21 protein-coding genes are annotated in these 24,006 nt (G+C 68.7%); 10 read left to right on the plus strand and 11 right to left on the minus strand.

Annotation, left to right across the window (positions count from 1 at the left end; genetic code table 11):
• Positions 1–80 precede the first annotated feature (80 nt).
• The 6 genes from E0H45_RS16205 to E0H45_RS16230 form a co-directional block, all read right to left on the minus strand.
• Positions 81–866 carry an SGNH/GDSL hydrolase family protein gene (locus E0H45_RS16205; RefSeq protein ID WP_131338167.1) on the minus strand — a complete coding sequence of 262 codons (786 nt, stop codon included), beginning with the start codon at positions 864–866 and terminating at the stop codon, positions 81–83.
• A gap of 129 nt (positions 867–995) precedes the next feature.
• On the minus strand, positions 996–2,036 hold the full coding sequence (locus tag E0H45_RS16210; RefSeq protein ID WP_131338168.1) for a mandelate racemase/muconate lactonizing enzyme family protein: 1,041 nt from the start codon (positions 2,034–2,036) through the stop codon (positions 996–998).
• Positions 2,033–2,806 carry an energy-coupling factor ABC transporter ATP-binding protein gene (locus E0H45_RS16215; protein ID WP_131338169.1) on the minus strand — a complete coding sequence of 258 codons (774 nt, stop codon included), beginning with the start codon at positions 2,804–2,806 and terminating at the stop codon, positions 2,033–2,035. The genes E0H45_RS16210 and E0H45_RS16215 overlap by 4 nt, the downstream gene beginning before the upstream one ends.
• The gene (cbiQ, locus tag E0H45_RS16220) at positions 2,803–3,561 is read right to left on the minus strand and encodes a cobalt ECF transporter T component CbiQ (RefSeq protein WP_131338170.1); all 759 of its coding nucleotides are present in this window, start codon (positions 3,559–3,561) and stop codon (positions 2,803–2,805) included. Before cbiQ ends, E0H45_RS16215 begins: the two co-directional genes overlap by 4 nt.
• Entirely contained in the window at positions 3,558–4,577 is a 1,020-nt protein-coding gene (locus E0H45_RS16225; protein WP_131338171.1) for an energy-coupling factor ABC transporter permease, read from the minus strand. The genes cbiQ and E0H45_RS16225 overlap by 4 nt, the downstream gene beginning before the upstream one ends.
• 45 nt (positions 4,578–4,622) lie before the next feature.
• Positions 4,623–5,981: a dihydrolipoyl dehydrogenase family protein gene (locus tag E0H45_RS16230; protein ID WP_131338172.1), complete on the minus strand. Its 1,359-nt coding sequence runs from the start codon at positions 5,979–5,981 to the stop codon at positions 4,623–4,625.
• Between the two features lie 109 nt (positions 5,982–6,090).
• Here E0H45_RS16230 and E0H45_RS16235 point away from each other — a divergent pair, with 109 nt between their 5' ends.
• The 4 genes from E0H45_RS16235 to E0H45_RS16250 all read left to right on the plus strand — a co-directional run bounded on the left by E0H45_RS16235 (position 6,091) and on the right by E0H45_RS16250 (position 9,922).
• Positions 6,091–7,608, plus strand: coding sequence for a PstS family phosphate ABC transporter substrate-binding protein (locus E0H45_RS16235; RefSeq protein WP_131338173.1), 1,518 nt, complete (start codon positions 6,091–6,093; stop codon positions 7,606–7,608).
• Positions 7,609–7,618: 10 nt separating this feature from the next.
• The gene (locus tag E0H45_RS16240) at positions 7,619–8,377 is read left to right on the plus strand and encodes a metallophosphoesterase (protein ID WP_131338174.1); all 759 of its coding nucleotides are present in this window, start codon (positions 7,619–7,621) and stop codon (positions 8,375–8,377) included.
• A 13-nt stretch (positions 8,378–8,390) separates the two neighbouring features.
• Positions 8,391–9,146, plus strand: coding sequence for a metallophosphoesterase (locus tag E0H45_RS16245; protein WP_131338175.1), 756 nt, complete (start codon positions 8,391–8,393; stop codon positions 9,144–9,146).
• A gap of 122 nt (positions 9,147–9,268) precedes the next feature.
• Positions 9,269–9,922 (plus strand): hypothetical protein, encoded by a 654-nt coding sequence (locus tag E0H45_RS16250; protein WP_131338176.1) that lies wholly within the window; start codon positions 9,269–9,271, stop codon positions 9,920–9,922.
• Between the two features lie 156 nt (positions 9,923–10,078).
• On the opposite strand, the gene E0H45_RS16255 is transcribed toward E0H45_RS16250, so the two are convergent.
• Positions 10,079–11,962: an HNH endonuclease signature motif containing protein gene (locus E0H45_RS16255; protein ID WP_131338177.1), complete on the minus strand. Its 1,884-nt coding sequence runs from the start codon at positions 11,960–11,962 to the stop codon at positions 10,079–10,081.
• 199 nt (positions 11,963–12,161) lie between these two features.
• Between E0H45_RS16255 and tsaA the strand changes: the two genes are divergently transcribed.
• Positions 12,162–12,572 carry a tRNA (N6-threonylcarbamoyladenosine(37)-N6)-methyltransferase TrmO gene (gene tsaA, locus E0H45_RS16260; protein WP_202872362.1) on the plus strand — a complete coding sequence of 137 codons (411 nt, stop codon included), beginning with the start codon at positions 12,162–12,164 and terminating at the stop codon, positions 12,570–12,572.
• Here the strand turns inward: tsaA and E0H45_RS16265 are convergent.
• Complete coding sequence (locus E0H45_RS16265; protein WP_131338178.1) at positions 12,549–13,520, minus strand: helix-turn-helix transcriptional regulator; 972 nt, start codon at positions 13,518–13,520, stop codon at positions 12,549–12,551. The genes tsaA and E0H45_RS16265 overlap by 24 nt on opposite strands.
• A gap of 59 nt (positions 13,521–13,579) precedes the next feature.
• On the opposite strand from E0H45_RS16265, the gene E0H45_RS16270 reads away from it, so the two are divergent.
• The gene (locus tag E0H45_RS16270; RefSeq protein ID WP_131340471.1) at positions 13,580–13,975 is read left to right on the plus strand and encodes a RidA family protein; all 396 of its coding nucleotides are present in this window, start codon (positions 13,580–13,582) and stop codon (positions 13,973–13,975) included.
• Between the two features lie 53 nt (positions 13,976–14,028).
• On the opposite strand, the gene lpdA is transcribed toward E0H45_RS16270, so the two are convergent.
• Positions 14,029–15,426 carry a dihydrolipoyl dehydrogenase gene (lpdA, locus tag E0H45_RS16275; RefSeq protein WP_131338179.1) on the minus strand — a complete coding sequence of 466 codons (1,398 nt, stop codon included), beginning with the start codon at positions 15,424–15,426 and terminating at the stop codon, positions 14,029–14,031.
• A gap of 209 nt (positions 15,427–15,635) precedes the next feature.
• On the opposite strand from lpdA, the gene E0H45_RS16280 reads away from it, so the two are divergent.
• Positions 15,636–17,714 (plus strand): peptidoglycan DD-metalloendopeptidase family protein, encoded by a 2,079-nt coding sequence (locus E0H45_RS16280; protein WP_238155038.1) that lies wholly within the window; start codon positions 15,636–15,638, stop codon positions 17,712–17,714.
• A gap of 20 nt (positions 17,715–17,734) precedes the next feature.
• The gene (locus E0H45_RS16285) at positions 17,735–18,193 is read left to right on the plus strand and encodes a PGPGW domain-containing protein (protein ID WP_238155039.1); all 459 of its coding nucleotides are present in this window, start codon (positions 17,735–17,737) and stop codon (positions 18,191–18,193) included.
• Here E0H45_RS16285 and E0H45_RS16290 read toward each other — a convergent pair.
• On the minus strand, positions 18,161–19,351 hold the full coding sequence (locus E0H45_RS16290; protein ID WP_272948983.1) for an FAD-dependent monooxygenase: 1,191 nt from the start codon (positions 19,349–19,351) through the stop codon (positions 18,161–18,163). The two genes, E0H45_RS16285 and E0H45_RS16290, sit on opposite strands and share 33 nt — an antisense overlap.
• Positions 19,352–19,434: 83 nt before the next feature.
• Here E0H45_RS16290 and E0H45_RS16295 point away from each other — a divergent pair, with 83 nt between their 5' ends.
• Positions 19,435–20,124 carry a TetR/AcrR family transcriptional regulator gene (locus tag E0H45_RS16295; protein ID WP_131338182.1) on the plus strand — a complete coding sequence of 230 codons (690 nt, stop codon included), beginning with the start codon at positions 19,435–19,437 and terminating at the stop codon, positions 20,122–20,124.
• Here E0H45_RS16295 and E0H45_RS16300 read toward each other — a convergent pair.
• Positions 20,105–21,022, minus strand: a complete 918-nt coding sequence (locus E0H45_RS16300) for a helix-turn-helix transcriptional regulator (RefSeq protein ID WP_238155041.1) — start codon at positions 21,020–21,022, stop codon at positions 20,105–20,107. The genes E0H45_RS16295 and E0H45_RS16300 overlap by 20 nt on opposite strands.
• A gap of 199 nt (positions 21,023–21,221) precedes the next feature.
• Between E0H45_RS16300 and E0H45_RS16305 the strand changes: the two genes are divergently transcribed.
• A complete protein-coding gene (locus E0H45_RS16305) occupies positions 21,222–23,999 on the plus strand; it encodes an alpha-L-rhamnosidase (RefSeq protein ID WP_131338183.1) in 2,778 nt (925 codons plus the stop codon).
• Positions 24,000–24,006 lie beyond the last annotated feature (7 nt).

The following is a 24,006-nucleotide window of genomic DNA, read 5'->3' on the forward strand; positions in this document are numbered from 1 at the left end:
CACGAACCGAGCGAGAGCGCATCCCCAAATGAAAGACGCCGCCCCGGCGAACCGGGGCGGCGCCTAGCTGGAGCCTGTCGTCAGAGCGCAGGCCCGACCAGATCGGCGTACGCCGCCTGGCCGGTCACGTTCGGGTGGTAGGACTCGCTGACCGGGTTGGACAGGCCGTTGACCCACTCCGGGCTGCCGCACACCGCGTGCCCGATGAACTTCGACGTCGGGTCCACGAAGGTGAAACCGGCCGCGCTCGCCGACGCCGAGACCTTCGAGTTCAGCAGGTCGGCGGTCGCGTTCAGCTTGGTCATCTCGTCCGGGCTGAAGAACGTGCCGGCGTTGCAGTCGGTGCCGTTGAACAGCCGCGGATACCCGACCACGACGACCTTCGCCGACGACGCCCGGCTGCGGATCGACGAGTACAGGCTGTTCAGCCGGCCGGGCAGCGTGTTGTTGATGATCGAGTTCGCGTTCGCGACCGCGCTGGAGCAGTCGCCGAGCCACGACGGCTTCGCGCATTCGGTGATGACCGACGAGAACCCGGCGTCGTTGCCACCGACCTGGACGGAGACGATGTTGGTCGAGCTCGTCACCGACGACAGCTGATTCGCGGTGACGTCGGCGACCCTGGCGCCGGAGCAGGCGACGAACGTGAGGTTCGCGCCGAGCCGGCCGGCGTCGATGTACGCGTACGCCTTGGTGGAGCGCTGGCAGGACCCGCTGCTCTCGATGTAGGTGCGGGTCCCGACACCGGAGGCGTACGAGTCGCCGAGTGCGACGTAGTTCGGCGCCGCGGCATGCGCGACACCCGGGCTGAGCAGCATCGCGGCACCGAGGGCCGCGGCAGTGAGCAAACTGGCGAATGACTTCATGGGGGCGGACCGCCTTTGCCTGAGCGGGAGGTAACGACTGAAGTACTCAACGTCACTTTCGCTGACCCGCGAGTAACAAACAAGGTCCTGGTAACAAATTCACCGTAGATTCCAGGTGACTGTCACCAACTAGCCGTCCCAGGACGACAGACCCGGTCCCGTCGGCAAGGGATAGCAACCGTCCACAAGTTGCACGCCCGCGGGCAGCAGCCCGCTCTCCACATAGATCGTGTTCGGCAGGGCCGCCAGCACATGAATGTGCGCGCCGCCGCCGTGCGACGCGTACGGAACCCCGAACCCGGCCGCCATCAACCCGATCTCGAGGCAGTCGGTCAACCCGCCGGCCCGCCGCAGGTCAGGCTGTACGACGCCGACGCCGCCGCGCGCGATGAGGTCCCGGAATGCGGCCTGCCCGTACCGGTTCTCGCCCGTCGCGATCGGGATGTCCAGCTTCTCGGCCAACCGGACATGACCGTCGGTGTCTCCCGCCGGCAGCGGCTCCTCGAACCACCGGCAGTCCAGTTCCTCGTACACCCGGCCGCGCCGCAGCGCCTCGGCGTACCCGAAGGCCTGATTGGCGTCGACCATCAGCGGCGCATCCGGCCCGATCACGTTCCGGACCGCCTTGATCCGCTGCACGTCCTCGGTCAGCGGCCCGCCGCCGACCTTCATCTTCACGCCCCGGAAACCCTGCTCCATCGCCCGCGCGGACACGCGCTCGAGACCGGCGACGTCGAGCTCGAGCCAGCCGACCATCGCGTACGACGGGATCGCGGTCCGCTGCGCACCGAGCAACTTCCACACCGGCACATCCAGCGATTTCCCGAGGAGATCCCACAGCGCCTGGTCGATCGCCGAGATCCCGTACGACGACAGTCCCGCCGTCCCCTGGTAGTCGGTCAGCGTCTGCAGCTGCTGCCGGATCCCCCGGATGACAGCCGGATCCTCGCCGATGATCGCCGGCCCCAGCTGGTCGGTGACGATCTTCGCCAGCACGGCCGGTGAGCTCTCGACGCGACCGAAGTACGTCGTACTCACGCCGCTGATGCCCTCGTCGGTGTCGATCCGGACCCTGGTGACGCCGTTGCGATCGAGCAACTGGATCGCGTCCCGCACGGGATGGGCCTTGGGCTCCGACGTGACCTCGACGGTGACCGCGGTGATCTTCATGAACGCTCCGGACCAGGGACGGAGAGGGGATCGAATCCGTACGGCAGCTCGAGACGGTGCGCGGCCATCAGGTCGGCGTCGCCGAGCAGGTCACGGGTCTTGCCGTCGGCCACGATCCGGCCGCTGTCCATCAGCAGGCTCCGCTCGCACAGCTGCAGCGCGTACGGCAGGTCGTGGGTGATCATCAGCAGCGTGACGTCGAGCCCGGCCAGGATATCGGCGAGCTCGCGGCGGGCCGCGGGATCGAGGTTGCTCGACGGCTCGTCGAGAACCAGTACTTCGGGACGCATCGCGAGGACCGTGGCAACAGCGACCCGGCGGCGCTGACCGAACGACAGATGATGTGGCGCGAGGTCGGCGTGGTCCTGCATGCCGACCTGGACCAGCGCCTCGTGGACGCGATCGTCGAGCTCCGAGCCGCGCAGACCCAGGTTGGCGGGACCGAACGCCACGTCGTCGCGGACCGTCGGCATGAACAGCTGGTCGTCCGGGTCCTGGAAGACCAGACCGACCTTGCGCCGGATCTCGGTGAGGTGCTCCCGGTGCAGCCCGGTGCCGCCGATCTGGATACGGCCGCTCCCGGTCCCGCCGGCGACCGACCCGAGGATGCCGTTGAGATGCAGCACGAGCGTCGTCTTGCCGGCTCCGTTCGGGCCGAGCAGCGCGACCCGCTCGCCACGCTCCACGGTGAAATCGACACCGAACAGCGCCTGCCGCCCGTCGGGATAGGCGAACACCAGCCGCTCGACCTGAATCGCAGGACCGCTCACAAGCTCACCACCCTAGCCGCGACCGCGATCGCCACCGCGGTGAGGGAGATCGTCAGGCCCTCGAGCCACTGGGTCCGGGTCGCGCCCGAGACGCTGAGCAGCGGCATTCGTCCGGTATAGCCGCGCGAGCGCATCGCCAGATGGACGCGCTCGCCACGCTCGAAGCTCCGCACGAACAGGGCGCCCACTCCCCCGGCGACCGCCTTCAGATGACCGACCCGGCCGCCGGTGTACCCGCGGGATTCCCGCGCGACCCGCATCCGGTGCAGGTCGTCCGAGACGACGCTGAGGTACCGAACCATGAACGACAGGATCGCCACGAGGGTCGCCGGCAGTCGCAGCCGCTCGAGCCCGGCCAGCAGCTCGCGCGGGGCGGTCGTCGCCGACAGCAGGATCGCCGCGATCACGCCGAGCGTGCCCTTCGCCAGCACGTTCCAGGCACCGAGCACACCCGACTGGGACAGATGCAGCCCGAGTACGTCGACCTGCGGACCGGTCGCGACGAACGGCAGCAACAACGCGAACACGATGAACGGCGTCTCGACCGCGAGCCGCCGCGACACCACGGTCGCCGGCAGCTTCGCGACGACGACAGCCGCGACGAGCATCACGGCGTACAGGCCAAAAGCCCAGAAGATCGCGGCCGGGGTGGAGACGACCGCGAGCACGAACACGAACAGTGCGACGAGCTTCACCTGCGCCGGGACCCGGTGGACCGGGCTGTCCACCGCGACGAGCAGGCCGTCACCACTCATGACGCCTTGTTGGCCCGGAGAGAGGCGAGCTTGGCGATCGCGAGGCCGACGACGATCGTCACCAGTACGCCGATGATCCCGGCCAGTGCGCCGGACACCTGAGCGTTGCCGATCCCGTGGACGCCGTAATCGGCCAGCGGACTGCCCGCGACCGCCGAGTTCTTCGCCGCACCCTCGAACCCGAGCTTGGCGCCGACGAACTCCAGCCCGTCGGGATGCGCGCTCGCGAACAGGCTCAGCCCGCCCGCAACGAGCAGCGTCACTGCGATACCCACACCGAGCGAGCGGCCGGCCGGCTTCGCGGCGATCGGCCTGTCCGGGGACACCGTCGAAGTGTTGCCGTCGGCATCGACCAGGACCAGGTCCTGCTGCAGGTGCCGAGCGGCGTACACGAGGTCCGGCCGGGTCGCGACGACCGCGCTCAGCACGGCCGCGGTGATCACCGCCTCGCCGATCCCGACCAGGACGTGCCAGCCGACCATCGCGGTCGCGAGTTTGCCGAGCGGGATGTCAACGGCACCGCCGATCGAGTACAGCCCGGTGAACGCCAGGGCCGCGACCGGTACTGACACCAGCGCGCCGACGGTCGCCGCCGGTACCACGCTGCCGACCCGGCGCGGCAGCACCTTGAGCAGCGCCCGCGTCAGGAAGTACCCGACGAGCACCGTGATCAGGCCCATCAACGTGATGTTCGTGCCCAGCGCCGTCAGCCCGCCGTCGGCGAACAACAGCCCCTGCACCAGGAGGACTGTCGACATCACCAGTACTGCGGTCCACGGGCCGACGAGCGCGGCCGCGAGCGCGCCTCCGAGCAGGTGACCGCTGGTGCCCGCGCCGACCGGGAAGTTCACCATCTGCACCGCGAACACGAACGCAGCGGTCAGCCCGGCCAGCGCCGGACCGGTCTCGCGGAGCTCACGGTTCGCCCGCTGCAGGCTGAAGCCGACCGCCCCGGCCGCGATCAGACCGGTGGCAACGGACGTTGGCGCGTTGAAGAAGCCGTCAGGAACATGCACCTGCACATTCTTGTTCTTGTTGCGACCGAATCGCAACAAGCGATCTCACAACTCCTTCAGTGCCTCACTGATCGCACGGTGGAAAGTCGGATATGCGTAGATCATCTGACGGAGTGTGTTCACCGGTACGGCGGCGTGCACCGCGACCGCCAGTGCGCTGAGCACCTCGCCACCCGTCGGACCGGCACTCGTCGCGCCGACCAGCACGCCCCGGTCGGCGTCCATCACGACCTTGATGAAGCCCTCGTTGCCGGCCTTGTGGATCCAGCCGCGCGTCGAGGCCGGGATCGGGGTCGATCCGATCCGCACGTTCAAGCCTGCGTCCCGCGCCTGCTTCTCGGTCATCCCGACCGCACCGATCTCCGGGTCGGTGAACGTGACCCGCGGCATCGCGTGGTAGCTCGCGGTCGGCGCGTCCGCCTCCTGCAGGATGTCGCGGACCGCGATGTCGGCCTGGTACATGGCGTTGTGGGTGAACGCGCCGACGCCCGTGACGTCGCCGACCGCCCAGACCTTGTCGCCCGCGCGGACGTGCTCGTCGACCTCGACCCGCCGCGCCGACGGATCCAGACCGAGCTTGTCCAGTCCGAGGTCCGCGGTCGCCACCCGCCGACCGGTTGCCACCAGCAACTTCTCGCCGCTGGCCGTCGCCCCGTCCGCGAGCGTGACGGTGAACGTGCCGTCGGCATACCCGACCTGCTGCGCGTGCGCCCCGAGGCGGAACGTCACGCCGTCGCGCTCCAGTGCCTCGCGGGCCAGCTCGCCCGACTCCGGCTCCTCCATCGACAGCACCTCGGGAGCACCCTCGACGACGGACACCTGGACGCCGAAACGGGCGAACACCTGGGCCAGCTCCATGCCGATCGCGCCCCCGCCCAGGACGACCAGTGACGCGGGCAGCGTCTCGACCTCGATCGCCTCGCGGTTCGTCCAGTACGGCGTACCGGCGAGACCGTCGATCGGCGGGACGGACGGCACCGTGCCGGTCGCGATCACGATGCCGCGGGCCGCCTCGTACTCGGTGTCGCCGGCGCGGACCGCGTTCGGCCCGGTGACGGTGGCGACGTCCTTGATGACGGTCGCGCCCTTGTTCACCAGCCGGTCGACGGCGACCTGGTCGTTCCAGGTGTCGGTCGCCTCCTCGCGGATCCGCTTCGCGACCGGCGTCCAGTCCGGCTGCACGGTCGCCGTACCGGCGATGCCGTCGACGCGACGGGTCTCGGCGATCAGGTTCGCGGCCCGGATCATCATCTTGCTCGGGATGCACCCGTAGTACGGGCACTCACCGCCGACCAGCCGGGACTCGATCCCGACCACACGCAGCCCGGCTTGCGCCAGCCTCCCAGCCGTCTCCTCCCCGCCGACCCCGAGCCCCACCACGACGACATCCACCTGTTCAGCCATGCCGCCCAATCTCTCAGAGCAGCCCGAACCGGCCAAGTCTCCACCCGGCGCGTCATCGCACCGTAAGGAGGCGTTCACCACCGGCGACTAGCGTCCGGTACTCGTAGAAGTGAGGACAGAGTTGCTCGATTTCTCAGGGCTCGGCAGCATCGATCTCGGCACGGTCATCGCCCTCGTATCACTGCTCGGTACATCGATCGTCTGGCTGCTCGACCGTTACCTGTGGCGCCGCAAACGGCTCGTCTACCGGGTCCAGGTGGACGCGCAGATCGGCGTACACCCGCGGCAGAACCGTGCCCGGGAGATGGTCGACATCGAGGTCGTACACCAGGCGAAGGTCGTCCAGGACCCGAGCATCGTGCTGCTCCGGCTGGACAACGCCGGCACCGACATCGAGGCGCGGGACATGCAGGGCCTGGTGAAGTTCAGCTTCCCGGACCGCAAGATCGTCCGGATGAAGGTGGTCGAGTCGCACCCGGACACCCTCGGCGGCCTGATCGAGGCCGAGATGGCACCCGATGAGTACGTCGACACCGACACGCTCACCGTGCCGAAGCTGGCGATCAACCGCGGCGACCACTTCAAGTTCCTGCTCGTGCTGTCGGGGAAGGGCAAGGACGTCACGCACTCCGGCTACCTGGCCGGCGGGGCGAACGGCGGCGTCTACCACGAACCACGGCCACGGGGACCAGGTCGCCGTACGTTGATGTTCGGCGCGACGACGTTGGTGCTGGTCGGCGCGCTGGTGGCGTTCTTCCTGGTCGACGTACTGCAGCCGCCGGACAACTGCGCGTCGGGGCAGCTGCGGGTGATCGGGTCAACGGCGGTGGAGCCGACGATGACGGAGCTGCGGAGCGCGTACGCGAAGGACTGCTCGCAGGCGGACATCACGATCGCGGCGAACGGCAGCCGGCGCGGCGTGGGCGATCTCAGGGACCTGGGCGCGAAAGACGCGGCCGCGGCCAGCAAGGTGATCGCCATGTCCGACGGGCCGGCCGCAGACGCCCCCAACCTCAGCGGCGAGGCGGTCGCGGTCGTGGTGTTCGCGGTCGTCGTCAACCGGGCGGCCGACGTCACGGACCTGACCACGGACGAACTGCGCAAGATCTACACCGGCAAGATCACCAACTGGAACCAGCTCGGCGGCAAGGACCTGCCGATCCGGATGGTCAGCCGCGTCGGGCCGGACTCCGGCTCGCGGCTCGTGTTCCGCGAGAAGGTGCTCGGCGGCGATCAGGAGCTCGGGATCACCTCGGACGACTGCCGTCGCGACGACGACGCGGCCGTGGCGAAGTACCACCGGTGCGAGGTCGGTACGACGGACGAGCTGCTCACCCGGGTGAACGAGATCGACGGCGCGATCGGGTACGCCGAGCTCGGCACGGCGCGGAAGTTCCCGGAGCTTGCGGCGGTCACCATCGACAACGTCGTACCGGACACGTCGAAGGTGGCGGACCGGTCGTACAAGTTCTGGGAGGTCGAGCACGCGTACACGTACCGGGCACCAGACGCGAAGTCGCTGACCGCGGCGTTCCTCGACTACGTCCGCTCGACCCAGGCCCGGCCGGTCCTGGAGCGCGGCGGCCTCGTCCCCTGCGGTGCACTGCCGCCGGGGTTCTGCGGATAATCTGCTGCCTATGTACGTGATCGCACACCTCAGTGACCCGCATCTCGACGGCTCGGAGGAGGCGCGATCGCGGCTCCGGCGAATCACGTCGTACCTGCGAGAGTTCCGCCGGCCCGTCGACGTCGTCCTGGTCACCGGCGACCTCGCCGATCACGGCCTGGAGTCCGAGTACGCCGAACTCGCCGCAGAGCTGAAGCTGGACGTACCCGTCCTGGTGTTGCCGGGCAACCACGATGTCAGCGCGCCCTTGCGCGCCGGCCTGGCGTCGTTCGTCGACTCCGCCGGCGACGGCCATCCGGTGCACCAGGTGCACGACGTCGGCGGCGCGCGGTTCGTCCTGCTCGACACCTCGGTGCCGGGCGAGGACCACGGCCTGCTGTCGGCGGAGTCGCTCGCCTGGCTCGACGGCGTACTCGCGGAACCTGTCGACGGCCTGCTGTTCGTCGCCTTCCACCACCCGCCGTTCCAGCTGAACCACCCGGTCCTCGACCAGTGGCTGCTCCGCTCCGGCACGGAACTCGAGGCCGTTCTCCGGGGCAAACCAATCACCGCCCTGCTCGCCGGGCACGTGCACAACGGCCTCGCAACCACCTTCGCCGGGCTGCCGTTCCTGGTCGCACCGGGAGTCCGCTCGACCCCGCCACTCCCCTTCGAGCCCCCGGCCCCCGGCGGCGGCCTGGTCGACAACACCACCGCCCACCCCGGCCTGGCATTGCACATCCACACCCCGGGGGCCGCGCTCCAAACCATCTTCCGGCACCCGGCCTGACTAGTGTGCTGACATGTACGTCATCGCGCACCTCAGTGATCCGCATCTAGACGGTTCGGAGGAGGCGCGGTCGCGGCTCCGGCGAATCACGTCGTACCTCAACGACTTCCGCCGATCCGTCGACGTCGTCGTGGTCACCGGCGATCTCGCCGATCACGGGCTGGAGTCCGAGTACGCCGAACTCGCCGCCGAGCTCGAGCTGCCGGTGCCCGTGCTCGTCCTGCCGGGCAACCATGACGTGAGTGCCCCGTTCCGCGCCGGGCTCGCGTCGTTCATCGACGCGCCCGGTGAGGGGCATCCGGTGCATCAGGTTCGCGAGGTCGGGGAGGCCCGCTTCGTCCTGCTCGACACGACGGTCCCCGGCGAGAACCACGGTCTGCTGCCGGAGGAGTCGCTGGCCTGGTTGGACGGCGTACTGCGGGAACCGTTCGACGGACCGGTGTTCGTCGCGTTCCACCAGCCGCCGTTCAACCTGCATCACCCAACGATGGACCAGTGGATGCTCCGCACCCGCGAACCCTTCGCCACCGTCCTCCAGGACAAGCCGGTCACCGCACTACTCGCGGGCCACGTCCACAACGCCATCACCGCAACCTTCGCCGGCATCCCCCTCCGCGTAGCTCCCGGCATCCGCTCATCGGTCCCCCTCCCCTTCGAACCCGAGAGCCCAACCGGAACCCTGGTAGACCCCACCACCGAACCCGGCTTCGCCCTCCACGTCCACGTCCCAGGCGAGCCCCTCCAGACCGTCTACAGGTACCCACGCTGAGCTTCGGCGTTGGGGAGGATCCTGTACCCAGATGGGCACAGCACCCTCCCCAACCCGGGCTAGCAGCTGATCGTGTGGCCGAGCCACGCCTGAGAATGGACCTCAGACGGACCGAGTTGTGTATGCGTCGCAACGCGAACCGCGGCAACGGAACGGTGATCCAGGCAATGTATCCGGATGAACGGACCCTGATGGAGGTTGGGCGCATCTCACTTGCGGCCGGCCGCCTAGACGCGGACCTTGGTGCGCTCTGGTTTCAGCTCGCGCCCGACCTGGTCGACGAGCTCAAGGCTCGGCGCGCCCACGCTGGAAAGGTCCGCGACAACATCCGGGCACTCGCAAGGCAGCGGCTCGACTCGACGCACTGCGGACCGCTTGTCGCGTTTGTGGATGAGGCAGAGGCGGCTCAGACCGAGCGAAACGGGGTCATGCACTCCCGGTGGTTGCTCAGGGGCCAGGACGCAACTCGGCCGGTGTCCGAGTTCCTCACATTGTGCGAGGAGGAGCGCTCGGACTACATGGAGCGGTGGGAGCGCGAAGCTGTCGCATCCGAAGGTTGGCGACGGCAGGCCAACGACAGCATGGACTTAGGTGATCCCCAGCACCTCGACGAGCTGATCGCGATAGAACGTCGGCTCGCCAACGCGAGTCACTTCGCACAACGATGGTCCTTCCAGATCGCCTCCATGCGAGAGCTGAAAAGCCCCGGCTGGCAGGGGCCCAGCAGCGCCAGACGTGGCCCCCAGACGCCTCCGCCCGGTGCAGTCACCAGGTGACGCGGCCATCGCGCAGCTCGATCGCATCCTCAAGCGAATGGCTGACAACCGCGACGACCGACGTGACCCGGCTGGCCATGCTCTGCCGGACTTGGCCCTTTGAATCAAGGGAGCGCCTTCGGCGAGCCTCCCGCGCGGCATACCGCCGGCACATCCTCATGTCAGAAGACTCTCCGCGTCGAGTTCGGTCGCGGTGGAGGCGCACGGGAATGAATGAGTGCCGGTGTGGTCGACGACGAACCGGAATCCGTGGGGGCTGGTCCAGTCGATGGCTCCGGTGGGCAGGCGTCGGCTTCGCCAGCCGCCGAAGGTCTTGGCGCGGTGGTGGAGTCTGCCTAGCGGTATGAGATTGTCGGCGGTGGTTTGTCCAGGTGGACCGGTGCGGTCGTACGGCGTGATGTGGTCTTGATCCATCCGGCTGGTGGCCTCGGCGCCGCTGTACGGGAACATGTCCACCGGGTGCAGCAGCCGAACCCGTTCGCGGATCCGGTCCGGAATCTCGTAACTGTGCACACTGACCTGATCCTGAAGATCGATCACGGGCTTCACGACGATCTGGTCATGACCGAGCAGCTCGCTCAGCTGGCCTGCGAGCAGCGGTCCGAGTTCTTCGACCCGCAGCACGCCGTTGCCGCTGGCAAGCGTCCGGTCGGTGAGGTGCACGTACAGGGTGTGCCGGTTCCGCCGCCCGCTCCCAGCGCCGAGACCGTTGCGGTGGGCCTCGCGCTTGATCGCAGCCAGCCGCGAGGGGAGTTCGCCTGCGAGCATCCGCCGCGTGAACGCGTCCCCGTCCTCCCCGCTGTTCGCGGACAGAACGCCGGCCGCCGCATCTCGCCCACCGTCGACCCATCCTTCCGTACAGGTCCATCCATCTGCACTGGCCCGTCCCTCCGCAATGGCGCAGTCGTCCGCGTTGGCCCAGTCGTCCGCGTTGGCCCAGTCTCGCTGGATGACCCAGCCGCTCGCGGGATCATCGCTGCCGGGCGTGGGCTCGGTCCACGGATCAGGCGTGACCTTCGTCGGGTCGTCGGCGGGCCCCTCGGCGGGCTTGCCTCGGCCCGGCGTCGACGGACCGACCTGGGACTCGTCTGACGGGACAGCCTCCGCTCCGGCGTCCGCAGCTCCGCACTGTGCGGTGCCGTCAACCGACCGGACGCCGGTGGGTTGCGCGTCTGCCGACGGGAGGTCCGCCGGCTGGGTGAGGGCCTGCCGGGCGTCGGTGGGCTGGGCGTCTGCTGGCGTCGGGTCTGCTGGCTGGGTGCGGGCCGGCTGGGTGCGGGCGAGGTGGCGGGCGACCTCCAACAACTGGTGGGCTGCTGCGGGGTCGGAGATCCAGCCGATCGCCTTCGCGCGGCGCTGGTCCAGGTCGTCGGTGTCGCCCAGGGTCTTCAGCGCGCGGGCCAGGTCGTCGATGGTGGCGTCGAAGCGGATCACGTCGCCGGCCGCGGCGCGGACCCAGATCCGCTTCGTGCCATGGTCATCCGACGGAGCCACGAACACACCCCGGGTCCGGGCGGCCGCTTCCGCTTGGGCTTTCGCCGCTTCGGGGTCGGCCTCCCACACCGCCGCCTTCACGATCCTTTGCAGCGCACCCGGCGTGACGGTGTCGACGATCCCGACCACCCGCCGGTCCACGATCGCGGCCGCCTCCAGCGACAACGCCAGGCACGCGTGCGCGATCTTGCGCGCCCGCCACGCGACAGCCTTCCCGACCAGCACCGCAGCCCAGATCCTCGGCAGCCGATGCCGCAACGCCAACGCTTCCCCGATCAACGCCGCAGCCGCACCGCTCGACATCCGCATCACCGCGCCGAACTCGATCGGCGCGAACTCCGCCACCCCCGGACAACCGTCACCGCCATACACATGAATCTGCTCGTAGCCCGGCCGCGGCTCGCCCCACACCACCGCGTGCCGATCGGCAAACACCAGCGCCGCCTCCAGCACCCGCACCGCGGCCCGGTCCTGGATCCGGCCGTACTCCGACGCCGCGGCCAGCAGGTCCGCGGTGTCGAGCTCGCCCAGATCCGCTTCGAACATGTGTTCTAGTTTATGTCACGATCCGGTCTCGGTCAAATTGAGCCCGGGCCCAGAAGCCCTTGTTTACAAGGGAATACTGCGCAACACGAACGACGACTCCACGCGGCGCGACGAGGCCTAAAGCTGGGTAACACCGTCTCCGGGGGTCGGTTGGCGCGTACTCTCGGGTGGTGGACAACCGGGGCCGGGAGCTGTGACCGTGGATGAGCTTGTACTGCGTGCGATCGGGCGGGTGGAGTCGGAGTTGCGCGAGCGCGCGGATGCGCCGCGGCAAGGGGATGAAGGGGCGCCGGATGCTTGGGTGGTGTTCGACGGGTCCGTCCGGGATGCCCTCGCCGACGTTGCGGCCGGTGACGAGTTGATCCTCATCAGCTGGTTCGATCGGGCGGATCGGAGTGTGCAGAAGGTCCATCCGCGCGGAGACGAGTCCCGCCCGCCGACCGGAGTCTTCAGCACACGGTCTCCCGACCGGCCGAATCCGCTCGGGCTGCATCGGGTGACCGTGCTCGCGGTGGATGGTCTACGAGTGCAGGTCGCCAACCTGGAAGCCCTCGACGGGACTCCGATTGTCGACGTCAAACCCGTGCTAGGTGATGTCGCCGACCGTTGACTCGTACCGGGCGGCCAGGCCGGCGGCTCGGTTGTGGAGGGCAGCTCGTAGGGACTGTGGGGCCACGGCTTCTGCGTTGAGGCCTAGTTGCCAGAGGGCCCATTCGGCGTGCCAGGAGTCCTGGAAGGTGACCTCGAGGCGGAGCCAGCCGTCGGGGTCCGGGGCTTCGGCTCGGACGGCGACCGCGGCATTCAGGAGGTCTTCGCGGCGTGACGGGTTTACCCGTACCAGGACGGTGAGGTGGCCGTCGGAGAGGAACTGGGCGGAGCGGTCGCGCCAGATGCGGTCCAGGTCGACCTGGTTCGGGCGCTCGGCCGGTTCGGGGAGTTCCTCGGCGCCCTGCATCCGCGAGAGTCGGTAGGTGCGGTCCTCGCCGGACCTTCTCGCCAGCAAGTAGCCCCGGTCCCGGACGGTGACCAGGCCGATCGGGTCCACCGTGCGCCACTGCGGCTCCCGGTCGGTGGCGGCGTACAGGATGCGCAGTTTGCGGCCGGCCAGCACCGCGCGGCGGACCTCGAGCATCGTGGTGTCGGGCACTTCTTTGGTGACGAGGCGGCGTGAGAGCAGGTCGGTCTCGGGGTCGACGAGGATTCGCTGCGCCGCCTCGCTCGCGGTGGTTCGATGGCTTTCGGGGAGCGCGTCGACCACCTTGCGCATCGCCGACGCAAGCGCCGAGCCCAGGCCGAAGACCCCGGAGCCGGCGGTCAGCAACGCCAGCGCCTCGTCGTGATTCAGCCCGGTGAGCTCGGTCCGGAACCCGGGCAGCAACGCGAATCCGCCGTGCCGGCCGCGTTCGGCGTACACAGGAACGCCCGCCGCGGACAGCGCCTCGATGTCCCGCAGCACGGTGCGGGTCGACACCTCCAGGTCGCGGGCGAGCACGTCCGCCGTCATCCGGCCGCGTTGACGCAGCAGCAAGACCAGCGAGACCAACCGGTCGGCGCGCACCCGAAAACAATACCTGACGAAGGGTGTCGTGATTTCTTGGAAAGCTCGCCGCCATGACGATTGAACGAACCGCAGTCAACCCGGTGCCGTGGTCGCTGGAGCTGGGCTTCAACCAAGGCGAACTGGTTGAAGGCCACACGCGGACGCTGTACTGCTCCGGTCAGACCGCGATGAACGCCGACGGCAAACCTCAGCACGACGGAGATCTCCCCGCACAGCTCGCGCTGAGCCTGGACAACCTGGAGGCAGTACTCACCGAGGCCGGTATGTCCCTCACGAACCTCGTCCGCCTCAACGTCTACACCACAGACGTCGACCTGCTGTTCCCCCACTACGGCGTACTGGCTGGTCGCCTAGCGGCCGCCGGAGTCACCCCGACCACCACAATGCTCGGCGTCACGCGCCTGGCAATCCCCGGCCAACTGGTGGAACTCGAGGCCACTGCCGTCGCCTAGTAAGTTGGGGAGGATTTTGCGCCCAGAACGGCATGAAATCCTCCCCAACCCGGCTAGAAGTTGATCATGTGGCCTTCGAGGCCGTGGAAGGCCTCTTGGAGGGCTTCGCTCAGGGTGGGGTGAGCGTGGACGTTGCGGGCCAGTTCCTTGGTGGTCAGGTCCCACTTCTGGGCCAGGGTCAGCTCGGGCAGGAGCTCGGTGACCTCGGGGCCGATCAGGTGCGCGCCGAGGAGTTCGCCGTACTTGCTGTCGCTGATCACCTTGACGAAGCCGGTCGGGTCGCCGAGGCCGTGCGCCTTGCCGTTCGCGGTGAACGGGAACTTGGCGACCTTCACGTCGTGGCCGAGCTTGCGGGCCTCTTCCTCGGTGTACCCGAAGCTGGCGATCTGCGGCTGGCAGAACGTCGCCCGCGGGATCATCGCGTAGTCGAGCTCCATCGTCTCGTGACCCGCGATCGTCTCGGCCGCGATCACGCCCATCGCCTCGGCCGCGTGCGCGAGCATCAGCTTCGCGGTCACGTCGCCGATCGCGAAGATGTTGGGAACGTTGGTCCGGCAGAAGCCGTCGACGTTGATCGCGCCGCGCTCGGTGAGCTGTACGCCGATCTTGTCCAGGCCGTAGCCGTCGACGCGCGGCTGGAAGCCGATCGCCTGCATGACCTTGTCGGCCTCGATCGTCTGCTGTACGCCGTCCTTGCCGGTCACGGTCACCTTGACCGAGGCGCCGGAGTCGTCGATCGAGTCGACGCGGGTGGACGTCAGGACGTCGACGCCGAGTTTCTTGTACGCCCGCGCCAGCTCCTTGGAGACCTCCGGGTCCTCCAGCGGCACCATCCGGTCCAGGAACTCGACGATCGTCACCTTCACGCCGTAGTTCGCCAGCACGTACGCGAACTCGACGCCGATCGCACCCGCTCCGGCGATCACGATCGAGCCGGGCAGCTCCTCGGTGAGGATCTGCTCCTCGTACGTCACCACTCGCTCGCTGAGCTGCGTGCCCGGCAGCAGCTTGGTGGTCGCGCCGGTCGCCACGATGCAGGAGCCGAAGGTGACGGTCTCCGACGAGCCGTCGTTCAGCGTCACGTCGAGGGTGTTGGCGTCGGTGAACGAGCCCCAGCCGTCGAACTCGGTGATGTTGTTCTTCTTCATCAGGAAGTGGACGCCCTTGACCCGGCCGTCCGCGACCTTCCGGCTGCGCTGCACCGCGGTCGGGAAGTCGAAGGTCACCTCGCCGCTGATGCCGAAGGTCTTCGCCTCCGTCCGGAAGATGTGCGACAGCTCGGCGTTCCGCAGCAGCGCCTTGGACGGGATACAGCCCACGTTCAGGCAGACACCGCCCCAGTACTTCTTCTCGATGATGGCGGTCTTGAGCCCGAGCTGGGCGGCGCGGATCGCCGCGACGTACCCACCGGGACCGGCGCCGAGGACAACAACGTCAAAGTGCGAGGCCATGCAGTGAACTTTAATAGGTCGGGCCAGCCGATCCGACGCCGAGGCGGCAACTGTGGCTCGCCTCATGGTCACGGTGTGTGCACCGGGGTTCCACACGGACCGTACGCCGCCTACTCTGGCCAGGCGCGTGAGGCGAATTTCATGGGGGACGGATGAATCTGGGGAGACATCGGGGGCTGCGGTTAGCAGCACTCGGCACATTGCTGGCAGTGGTGGCACTGCCCGCGTACGCCGATGACCCGACGCCCTCGACCACCGCGCCGCCGCCTGCCTCCGTCACCGACGTCAACCGCTCCCTGGAGCAGCTCCAGGCCGAAGCCGCCGCCGTCCAGGCCGACTTCGCCAAGGCCACCATCGCCTACACAAAGGCGCTGAAGGTGGCGCAGGCCGCCGAGGCGGCCGCGAAGAAGGCGGAGTCCAGTGCGGCTGCCTCCAAGGGCCTGTCCGACGAGGAGCGCCGCCGGCTCGGCGTGATCACCGCGCAGGCGTACCAGTTGGGCGTCCCGACCGTGATGGGTACCGAGTCGATGCTCTGGTCGCTCGCCCCGATCGCCGAGAACCTCCAGGAGATCGCCGACCGGCAGACCGCGATCACGCAGCTCGGCAACACCCAGGTGTCGCAGTACAACAAGGCCATGGCCGCCGAGGCCGAGTCCAACCGGCTCAAGGCGGACGCGACTACCAAGCGCGCCGCCGCGAACGAGGCCGCGGCCAAGGCCCAGGAGCTCAGCAATCAGGTCCAGCACAAGGCCGCCAGCGCCTCCGCGGCGATGGCTGATCAGACGGCCGATCTCGATGTCGCCTCCGCGCTCTCGAAGCAGCTGCAGCTGGCGCGCAACCAGCAGGCGCTCGGGCGCTGGCAGACGTACCTGGCCGAGCTCGCGGCCACGAAGGTCACTCCCCCGGCGGCCGCCGTACTCAAGAATCCCGGCAAGCTGCCGACCGGACTGGCGCCGCTGACCCGCCGCGGTGCAGCGGTCCCCGGTGTCGCGTCGGTGTCCGTGGCCGGGCGAACCGTGCGCGTGATGTCGGCGGAGACGATCCGGGCGGTCAATCAGGCCTTCGGCCTGGTCGGCAAGCCGTACGGCGTTGCCGCGACCGGCCCGGACACGTACGGCTGCCTCGGTGCGGCCCGCGTCGCGTGGCAGCCGTACACAACGCTGCCGAACCTGGTCGGCAAGGTCTACCCGGGCTATCAGGCCGTCCCGAACGCCCAGATCCAGCCCGGCGACCTGCTCGTCATGGGCAGCAAGTCCCTCGGCCTCGTCCACATCGGCATCGCGCTCGACAACGGCGAGATGATCGCCGCCGACGAGTCGAAGGGCTCGGTCGTCGTCACGACGATCCCCGACAACCTGTACGCCGCACTCCGCCCGACGCTCGGCGCCCCGACGAAACCCCAGGTCGCGCCGGTGGCGACGTCCGAGTCGTACGCGTTCCGGTGCGGCAACACGGCCACGTCGTACGACGTCGGCTCCGGATCCTGGACGTGGCCGCTGCCGGACGAGACCTACGACATCGGTACGCCGTTCGGTCAGTCGGGATCCATGTGGGCGACCGGAGTCCACACCGGCCAGGACTTCCCGGCCGCGGTCGGTACGACGGTACGCGCCGTGACCTCCGGTGTCGCACGCGTCGAGCACCCCGCCTGGGCCGGCAACCTGGTGCGGATCGACCACGGCAACGGGCTGGAGACGCTCTACGCCCACCTGAGCCGGGTCGACGTCGCCGACGGGCAACAGGTGACGGCCGGGCAGCAGATCGGTGCCGTCGGCACCGAAGGCAACTCGACCGGGCCGCACCTGCACTTCGAGGTCCGGCTCGGCGGCGACCCGGTCAACCCGATGCCGTTCCTGGCGACCGGGTCCGCGAGCACCGGGTGGGGCGGCTACAGCAACGGCATGATCCCGTCCGGCAAGCTGTGCGCGATCGGATCCGGTCACATGCTCAGGTGCGACGCCGCCGCGGCGTACCTGAAGCTCGCCTCGGCCTACCGTGGGCAGTTCGGCAAGTCACTGTGCATCACCGACTCCTACCGTTCGTACGCGTCCCAGGTCAGCCTCTACCAGCGCAAGCCCTCCCTGGCCGCGCTCCCGGGCACGTCCAACCACGGCTGGGGCGTCGCGGTCGACCTGTGCGGCGGCGTCGACAGGTACAGCACCACCCAGTACCAGTGGATGAAGTCACACGCGTCGGCGTACGGCTGGCTGCACCCGGCCTGGGCCGACCAGGGCGGTAACAGGGAAGAGCCGTGGCATTGGGAGTTCGGCAACCCGGCCACTGCCTGAACGCCCGGTATGCTGGGGCCGTGGCCGAGAAACAGAGTCCCGACCGCACCGATCACAACATCACGCTCGATGCAGCGGACGACCGGTGGGAATGGCGGAGACGGATTCGCGAGAATCCGAAGAAGTTGCTGTTCTACCGCATCGCCGTGGGCGTTCTCGGCGGACTGCTGATCATTGCCGCGCCGTTGACCGGCTGGTTGCCGGGACCGGGTGGGATCCCGTTGTTCATCGCGGGTCTCGCCGTGCTCGCGAGCGAGTTCGAGTGGGCCCAGCGGCTGCTGTACCGGGTCAAGGACTGGGTGAAGGCTCTCACCGCCTGGACCGGCAAGCAGCCCGCCTGGCTGAAGGCGCTCGGCACGCTGGCCCTGTTCGTCTGCGTGCTCGTCGCGATCTGGCTCTACATGGCCGTGCTCGGCGTGCCGGGCTGGCTGCCCGACTCCTGGGAGTCATTCCTGCACAAACTGCCCCTGCTCGGCTGAGTAGGTTGGCAGCTCGATCAGCTCGCTCATGTTCTGGGCCATCTTGAGCATCTGGTTGAGGAAGAACGGCCGATCGAGGATCTTGTTCCGCGCCGCGATCCCGAACCGGGTCGCCGGCGCCATGAACTGACCCGAACGGCTGCCGTCCTGGGTCTTCGACACGGCCTTCCGCAGCCGCTCCTCGTAGCGGTCGAACGCGGTCCGGAGATCGTCGCCAGCCTGCGCCAGCTCCCCTGCGAGTACGTAGGCGCCGACCACCGCCGTCCCGGTGCCGAGCGCTCCGAACGTCGCGCCGTACCCCGCGTCGCCGAGCAGCACGATCCGGTCGGTCGACCAGCGGTCCACGCGAACCCGGCTGATCGAGTCGAAGTACAGCTCCGTTGCTGCCGGCAACGCTGCGAGCAGTTCCGGGACGTGCCAGCCGAGGCCGCTGAACTGTTCGAGCAGGATGGCCTTCTGCTGGTCCAGGTCGCGCCGGTTGTACTCCAGCACCTGCGATTTGAACACGAACAGCGTCTGCGCGAGCCCTGGATCGCGACGGTCCGCGCCGACGCTCGCGAGCTTCCCGGGCACGTTGTACAGCAGCGCGTCGCCGGAGATCCCCAGCGTGTTCGGGACCTCCCAGCCGCCCACGTAGTAGTCGAGGTGCCGCTCGAGGACCTGCTCCGCCGGCCACGCCAGCCGCCGTACGACGGAATGCATCCCGTCCGCCCCGACCACCAGGTCGTACGTCTCCTCGATCCCGCTCTCGAACCGGACGTCCACGCCGTCCGCGTGCTCTTGCAGGCTCGCAATCGAGTCGCCGAAGCGGTACGTCGCCTGCTCGCGGCTGTGCTCGTACAACACCCGCGACAGGTCTGCCCGCAGTACCTCGAGCTCCCCGCCCGCGAACTCGGCGGGTAGCCGCATCAGCTTGCGTCCCGACTCGTCGACGAACCGCATCGCGCTCCCCCCGGTCTGCAGCGACCGCAGGTCCTCCAACACGCCCATGCGCTCCAAGACGGTCGTGAACACCTCACCGCGGAAGTCCACCGCGTACCCGCCCTGCCGCAGCGCGGGCGCGACCTCGACCACTGTCACGTCGTGCCCCGCACGGCCCAGCCAGAGCGCCGCCGAGGGCCCTGCCACGCTCGCACCCGAAACCAGAACCTTCATCATTGCCTCCGTCGAGAGTAACTGTGTCTGCCGGACACAGTAATGTGTATGGTAGACACAGTTCAAGTCGATAGCGAAGGAACGCGATGACCGAACTGCTCTGGGGCAAGGAACCGGCCCGGACCCGCGGCCCGAAGCCGGCCATCACGCTGACCGCGATCGCCGAGGTCGGGATCGCGATCGCGGACGCGGAGGGCCTCGACGCGGTCTCGATGCAACGTGTCGCCGGCGAGCTCCCGGTCACGAAGATGGCGCTCTACCGATACGTCCCCGGCAAGACCGAGCTGGTCGCGGTGATGAGCGACCTGGCGATGGGCGGCCCACCGGACCGCCCCGACCTACCGTGGCGCGAGGCGCTACGCACGTGGGCCGTCGACCTGTACGACGGATTCACACGACACCCGTGGCTGCTGCAGTCCACCATCGGCCGTCGCCTGCTCGGCCCGAACGAGCTCGCCTGGATGGAGCGCGGCGTCGCGGCGCTGACCGGCACCGGACTGAGCGGCGGCGAGCAGCTGGACTCGATCCTGGTGATCACGAGTCACGTCCGGAACATCGCGCAGCAGTCCACGACCTTCCCCGGGCACACGACCGGGCTGACCGAGGAGGACATGCAGCTGTCGCTCGCCGAGATCCTCTCCACCGAGGCCGACAGGTTCCCGCATCTGACCACCGCGATGCGTACGTCGGCGGGCAGCGAGAACCAGGGTCTGGAGTTCGGCCTGCAGCGGATCCTGGACGGCCTCGAGTTGCTGATCAGTGGCCGGACGGACTGAGTCGAATCCCATTGAAACGTTGCCGATAGGCCGATGCGGACAGCCCGTAGTGGGACTTGAACCGGCGGGCGAAGTAGTTCTGGTCGGGCCAGCCGACCGACTCACCGATCCGGTTGATCGGCAGGTCGGTGTGCAGCAGGCGGTCGGCCGCGAGTTCGACGCGATGCCGCGACAGGTACGCCATCGGCGGCAGCCCGGTCACCGACTTGAACAGCCGGACCAGGTACCCGGGCGCGAGGTGCAACTCCCCCGCGAGATCGGTCAGCGTCCAGTGCCGGGCCGGGTCGGCCTCCATCATGCGCATCGCATCGACGACGGCCGGGTGGGTGTACTCGCCGCGTTCGTCGGTTTCCGCGACGGTTCGCGCGACGCAACTCAGATACAACGACAGCCAGCCGATCACTTCGCCGCGATGCCGGCTCAGCGGCTGGTTCCGTAGCCGGCGCAATCCGTCGAGGTGACCGACCGCCTCTTGCACCGTCGCCGGATCGAGATGCGTGCCGATCATTCCGCGGCGCTGAGCCGAGAACGGGCCGGTCCACAACAGGTAGCCCAGCAAGGGATCCTCGCGTGCCCAGGCGAGCTCGCGCCGGACCAGGTCGGCGGAGAAGCAGCAGTTGTAGACCTCGAGCCCGTCGCACTCGACGTACTCGTGCCAGACCCCCGGACGCAGCAGGATCGCGTCGCCGGCCTGCAGTCGCTGGCGTCCGGCGAGGCTGTGGTGGACGCCTTCACCGCCTGTGACGAGAAGCAGCTCGAAGAAGCTGTGCGTGTGCAGCGGATGCGCCTTTTCGTGCAGGTGTGTGCCCGCGTGCACGACCGTCCCTTCGACGAAGTGCAGCACGGTCCCGCGGGTCCTCACCGGCTCGGCGGCCATCTCCGAACTGTCCTCTGGCATCGCTTCACGATACGAGCCAAGGTGCAGATCGTGCTAGATCGAGTGCACATCGGGCTAGTAGCCGGCGACTGCCGGTCGCAGGATCGGGGAACAGGCGAAACGTCCTCGCCGATCCATCAGCCAAAGATCGAGCGTTTTGTCAGAGCACCTAATGAATCGTTTCACATACCGTCCTGATCAGCGCCTTGGTTGGAGTCTCATGTCGCAACTCGCCGCACCCACCGCCCTCCGCTTCGAGCATCAGCCTGCGCCCGTACTGGGCCTCGGCACCGCGAGCCCGCGGATCTCCTGGCAGGTCCCGGCCGCGGACGCCGGCTACGCGCAGACGGCGTACGAGGTCGAGATCACCACCGGAACCACAGAAGTTTTCACCGTCCAGTCCCCCGACCAGGTCCTGGTGCCCTGGCCGGGTTCGCCGCTCACGTCGCGTGAATCCGCGCAGGTTCGGGTCCGCGTCCGTGGAAACGAAGACTGGAGCGATTGGAGCGAGGCCGCGACGGTCGAGGTCGGCCTGCTTGCGCCGGACGACTGGACCGCCCGGTTCGTCAGCCCGCAGAACAACCCGCACGGCTCCCCCGCTCCACTGATCGCCGGCACCGCGGACCTCCCCGACGGCGTCGTGAAGGCCCGCTTGTACGCGACCTCGCACGGCATCTACATCCCCGAGCTCAACGGGCAACGGGTCGGGACCGAGGAGCTGGCGCCCGGCTGGACGTCGTACCAGTTCCGGCTCCGCTACCAGACGTACGACGTGACCGAGCTTGTTCGACCTGGTGAGAACACGCTCGAGTTCCTCGTCGGCAACGCCTGGTACCGCGGCCGCATCGGCTTCCAGCACCAGAAGCAGCTGTACGGCGACCGCCTCGCCGTTCTCGCCCAGCTCGAGGTCACCACCGAGGACGGTCAGGTCCACACGTTCGCGAGCGACGGCACGTGGACCTCCCGGGAGAGCAACGTCCTCGCCGACGACCTGTACGACGGCCAGACCACGGACCTGCGCAGGAAACCCGGAGAGCGCTCTCTGGTGGACGTTCTCGACGCCGACCTGAACCTGCTCGTGGCCCCCGACGGCCCGCCGGTCCGGATCACCGACGTCCTGCCCGCGCTCGAGATCACCACGTCCCCGTCCGGCAAGACCCTCATCGACTTCGGCCAGAACCTTGTCGGCCGAGTTCGCCTGACGGTCCGCGGCCAGGCCGAGGGCGACGAGATCGTCCTGCGGCACGCGGAGGTCCTGGAGAACGGCGAGCTCGGCGTCCGCCCGCTCCGCACCGCGAAGGCGACCGACACCTACATCCTCGCCGGCCCGGACGAGGTGACCCTCGACTCACCGCTCACCTTCCACGGCTTCCGGTACGCCGAGGTCACGGGAGTAAGCGCTCTCTCGAAGGACGACATCGTGGCCGTCGTCGTCGGCACCGACCTGCGCCGCACCGGCTGGTTCGACTCGTCCGACGAGCTGCTCAACAAGTTCCACGAGAACGTGGTCTGGGGCATGCGCGGCAACTTCGTCGACGTACCGACCGACTGCCCGCAGCGCGACGAGCGCCTCGGATGGACCGGCGACATCCAGGTCTTCTCGCCGACCGCGACCTTCCTGTTCGACAGCGCCGGCTTCCTCACCAACTGGCTCGCCGACCTGGCGGCCGAGCAGCAGAAGGACGGATCCGTGCCGTACGTCGTGCCGGACGTGCTGAAGGACGAGCACCCGGCGACCGCGGCTTGGGGTGACGCGGCAACGATCGTGCCCTGGGTGATCTACCAGCGCACGGGCGACGCCGGCCTGCTCGCGCGTCAACTGCCGAGCATGCGCGCGTGGGTCGACAAGATGGCCGACCTGGCCGGCAGCAACCTGCTGTGGTCCGGCGGCTTCCAGTTCGGCGACTGGCTCGACCCGACGGCTCCTCCGGAGAACGCGTTCAAGGCCAAGGCCGACGCCGACGTGGTCGCGACCGCGCACCTGGCCCGCTCGGCCGAGGTGGTCGCGCAGGCCGCCGAGATCGTCGGCCAGCCCGATGTCGCCCGTCAGTACGCCACTCTGGCCGACGGCGTCCGGCAGGCGTTCGCCACCGAGTACGTCACCGCCGGCGGCCGGGTACTGAGCGACGCGGCAACGACCTACGCCCTCGCCCTGCAGTGGGCCCTGCTGCCGACCGACACCCAGCGGCGCGGCGCCGGCGAACGACTCGCAGATCTCGTCCGGACGTCGAGTTTCCGGATCAGTACCGGATTCGTCGGAACGCCGCTGATCTCCGACGCGCTGGCCGATTCCGGACATCCTGACCTGGCATACCGCCTCCTGCTACAGACAGGTTGCCCGTCTTGGCTGTACGCAGTGACGATGGGAGCCACGACGGTCTGGGAACGCTACGACAGCATGCTGCCCGACGGCAGCATCAATCCCGGCGAGATGACGTCGTTCAACCACTACGCCCTCGGCGCGGTCGCCGACTGGATGCACCGCCGCGTCGCGGGCCTGGCCGCGGTCGATCCTGGTTACCGGACCTTCGAGGTGCGCCCACTCGTCACCGAGCATCTGACGAGGGCCTCCGCAAAACACGTCACGCCGTACGGCGAGGCAGCCGTGGCGTGGGCCCGCGACAACGGTCAGGTCACGCTGTCCGTGACCGTGCCGGTCGGATCCCAGGCCAGCGTCGCCGTACCTGGACAGGACGAGCCGGTCGAGGTCGGTCACGGAACACACGAGTGGACCGCCGACGACCCGTACGCCGAGACGCCGGACGTGCCCGCCGACGCCACGATCCGCCAACTCATCGACAACGCACCGGCGTGGACCGCGATCGTCGCGGCCGCCATCGAAGACGAGGTGGTCACGGCGGACACGGACCTCACCGTCCGCCTGGAGCGCTACCTCGACATGCCGGCCGCGGAGCTGATCCCCGTGCTCGGCCGCTTCCGCAAGAACCCGGACGCCCCGGCCCTGCAGGCCGAGCTCGACGCACGACTCACCCACTAACCCAACT

This window comes from Kribbella soli (assembly GCF_004331345.1).
Lineage (GTDB): Bacteria > Actinomycetota > Actinomycetes > Propionibacteriales > Kribbellaceae > Kribbella > Kribbella soli.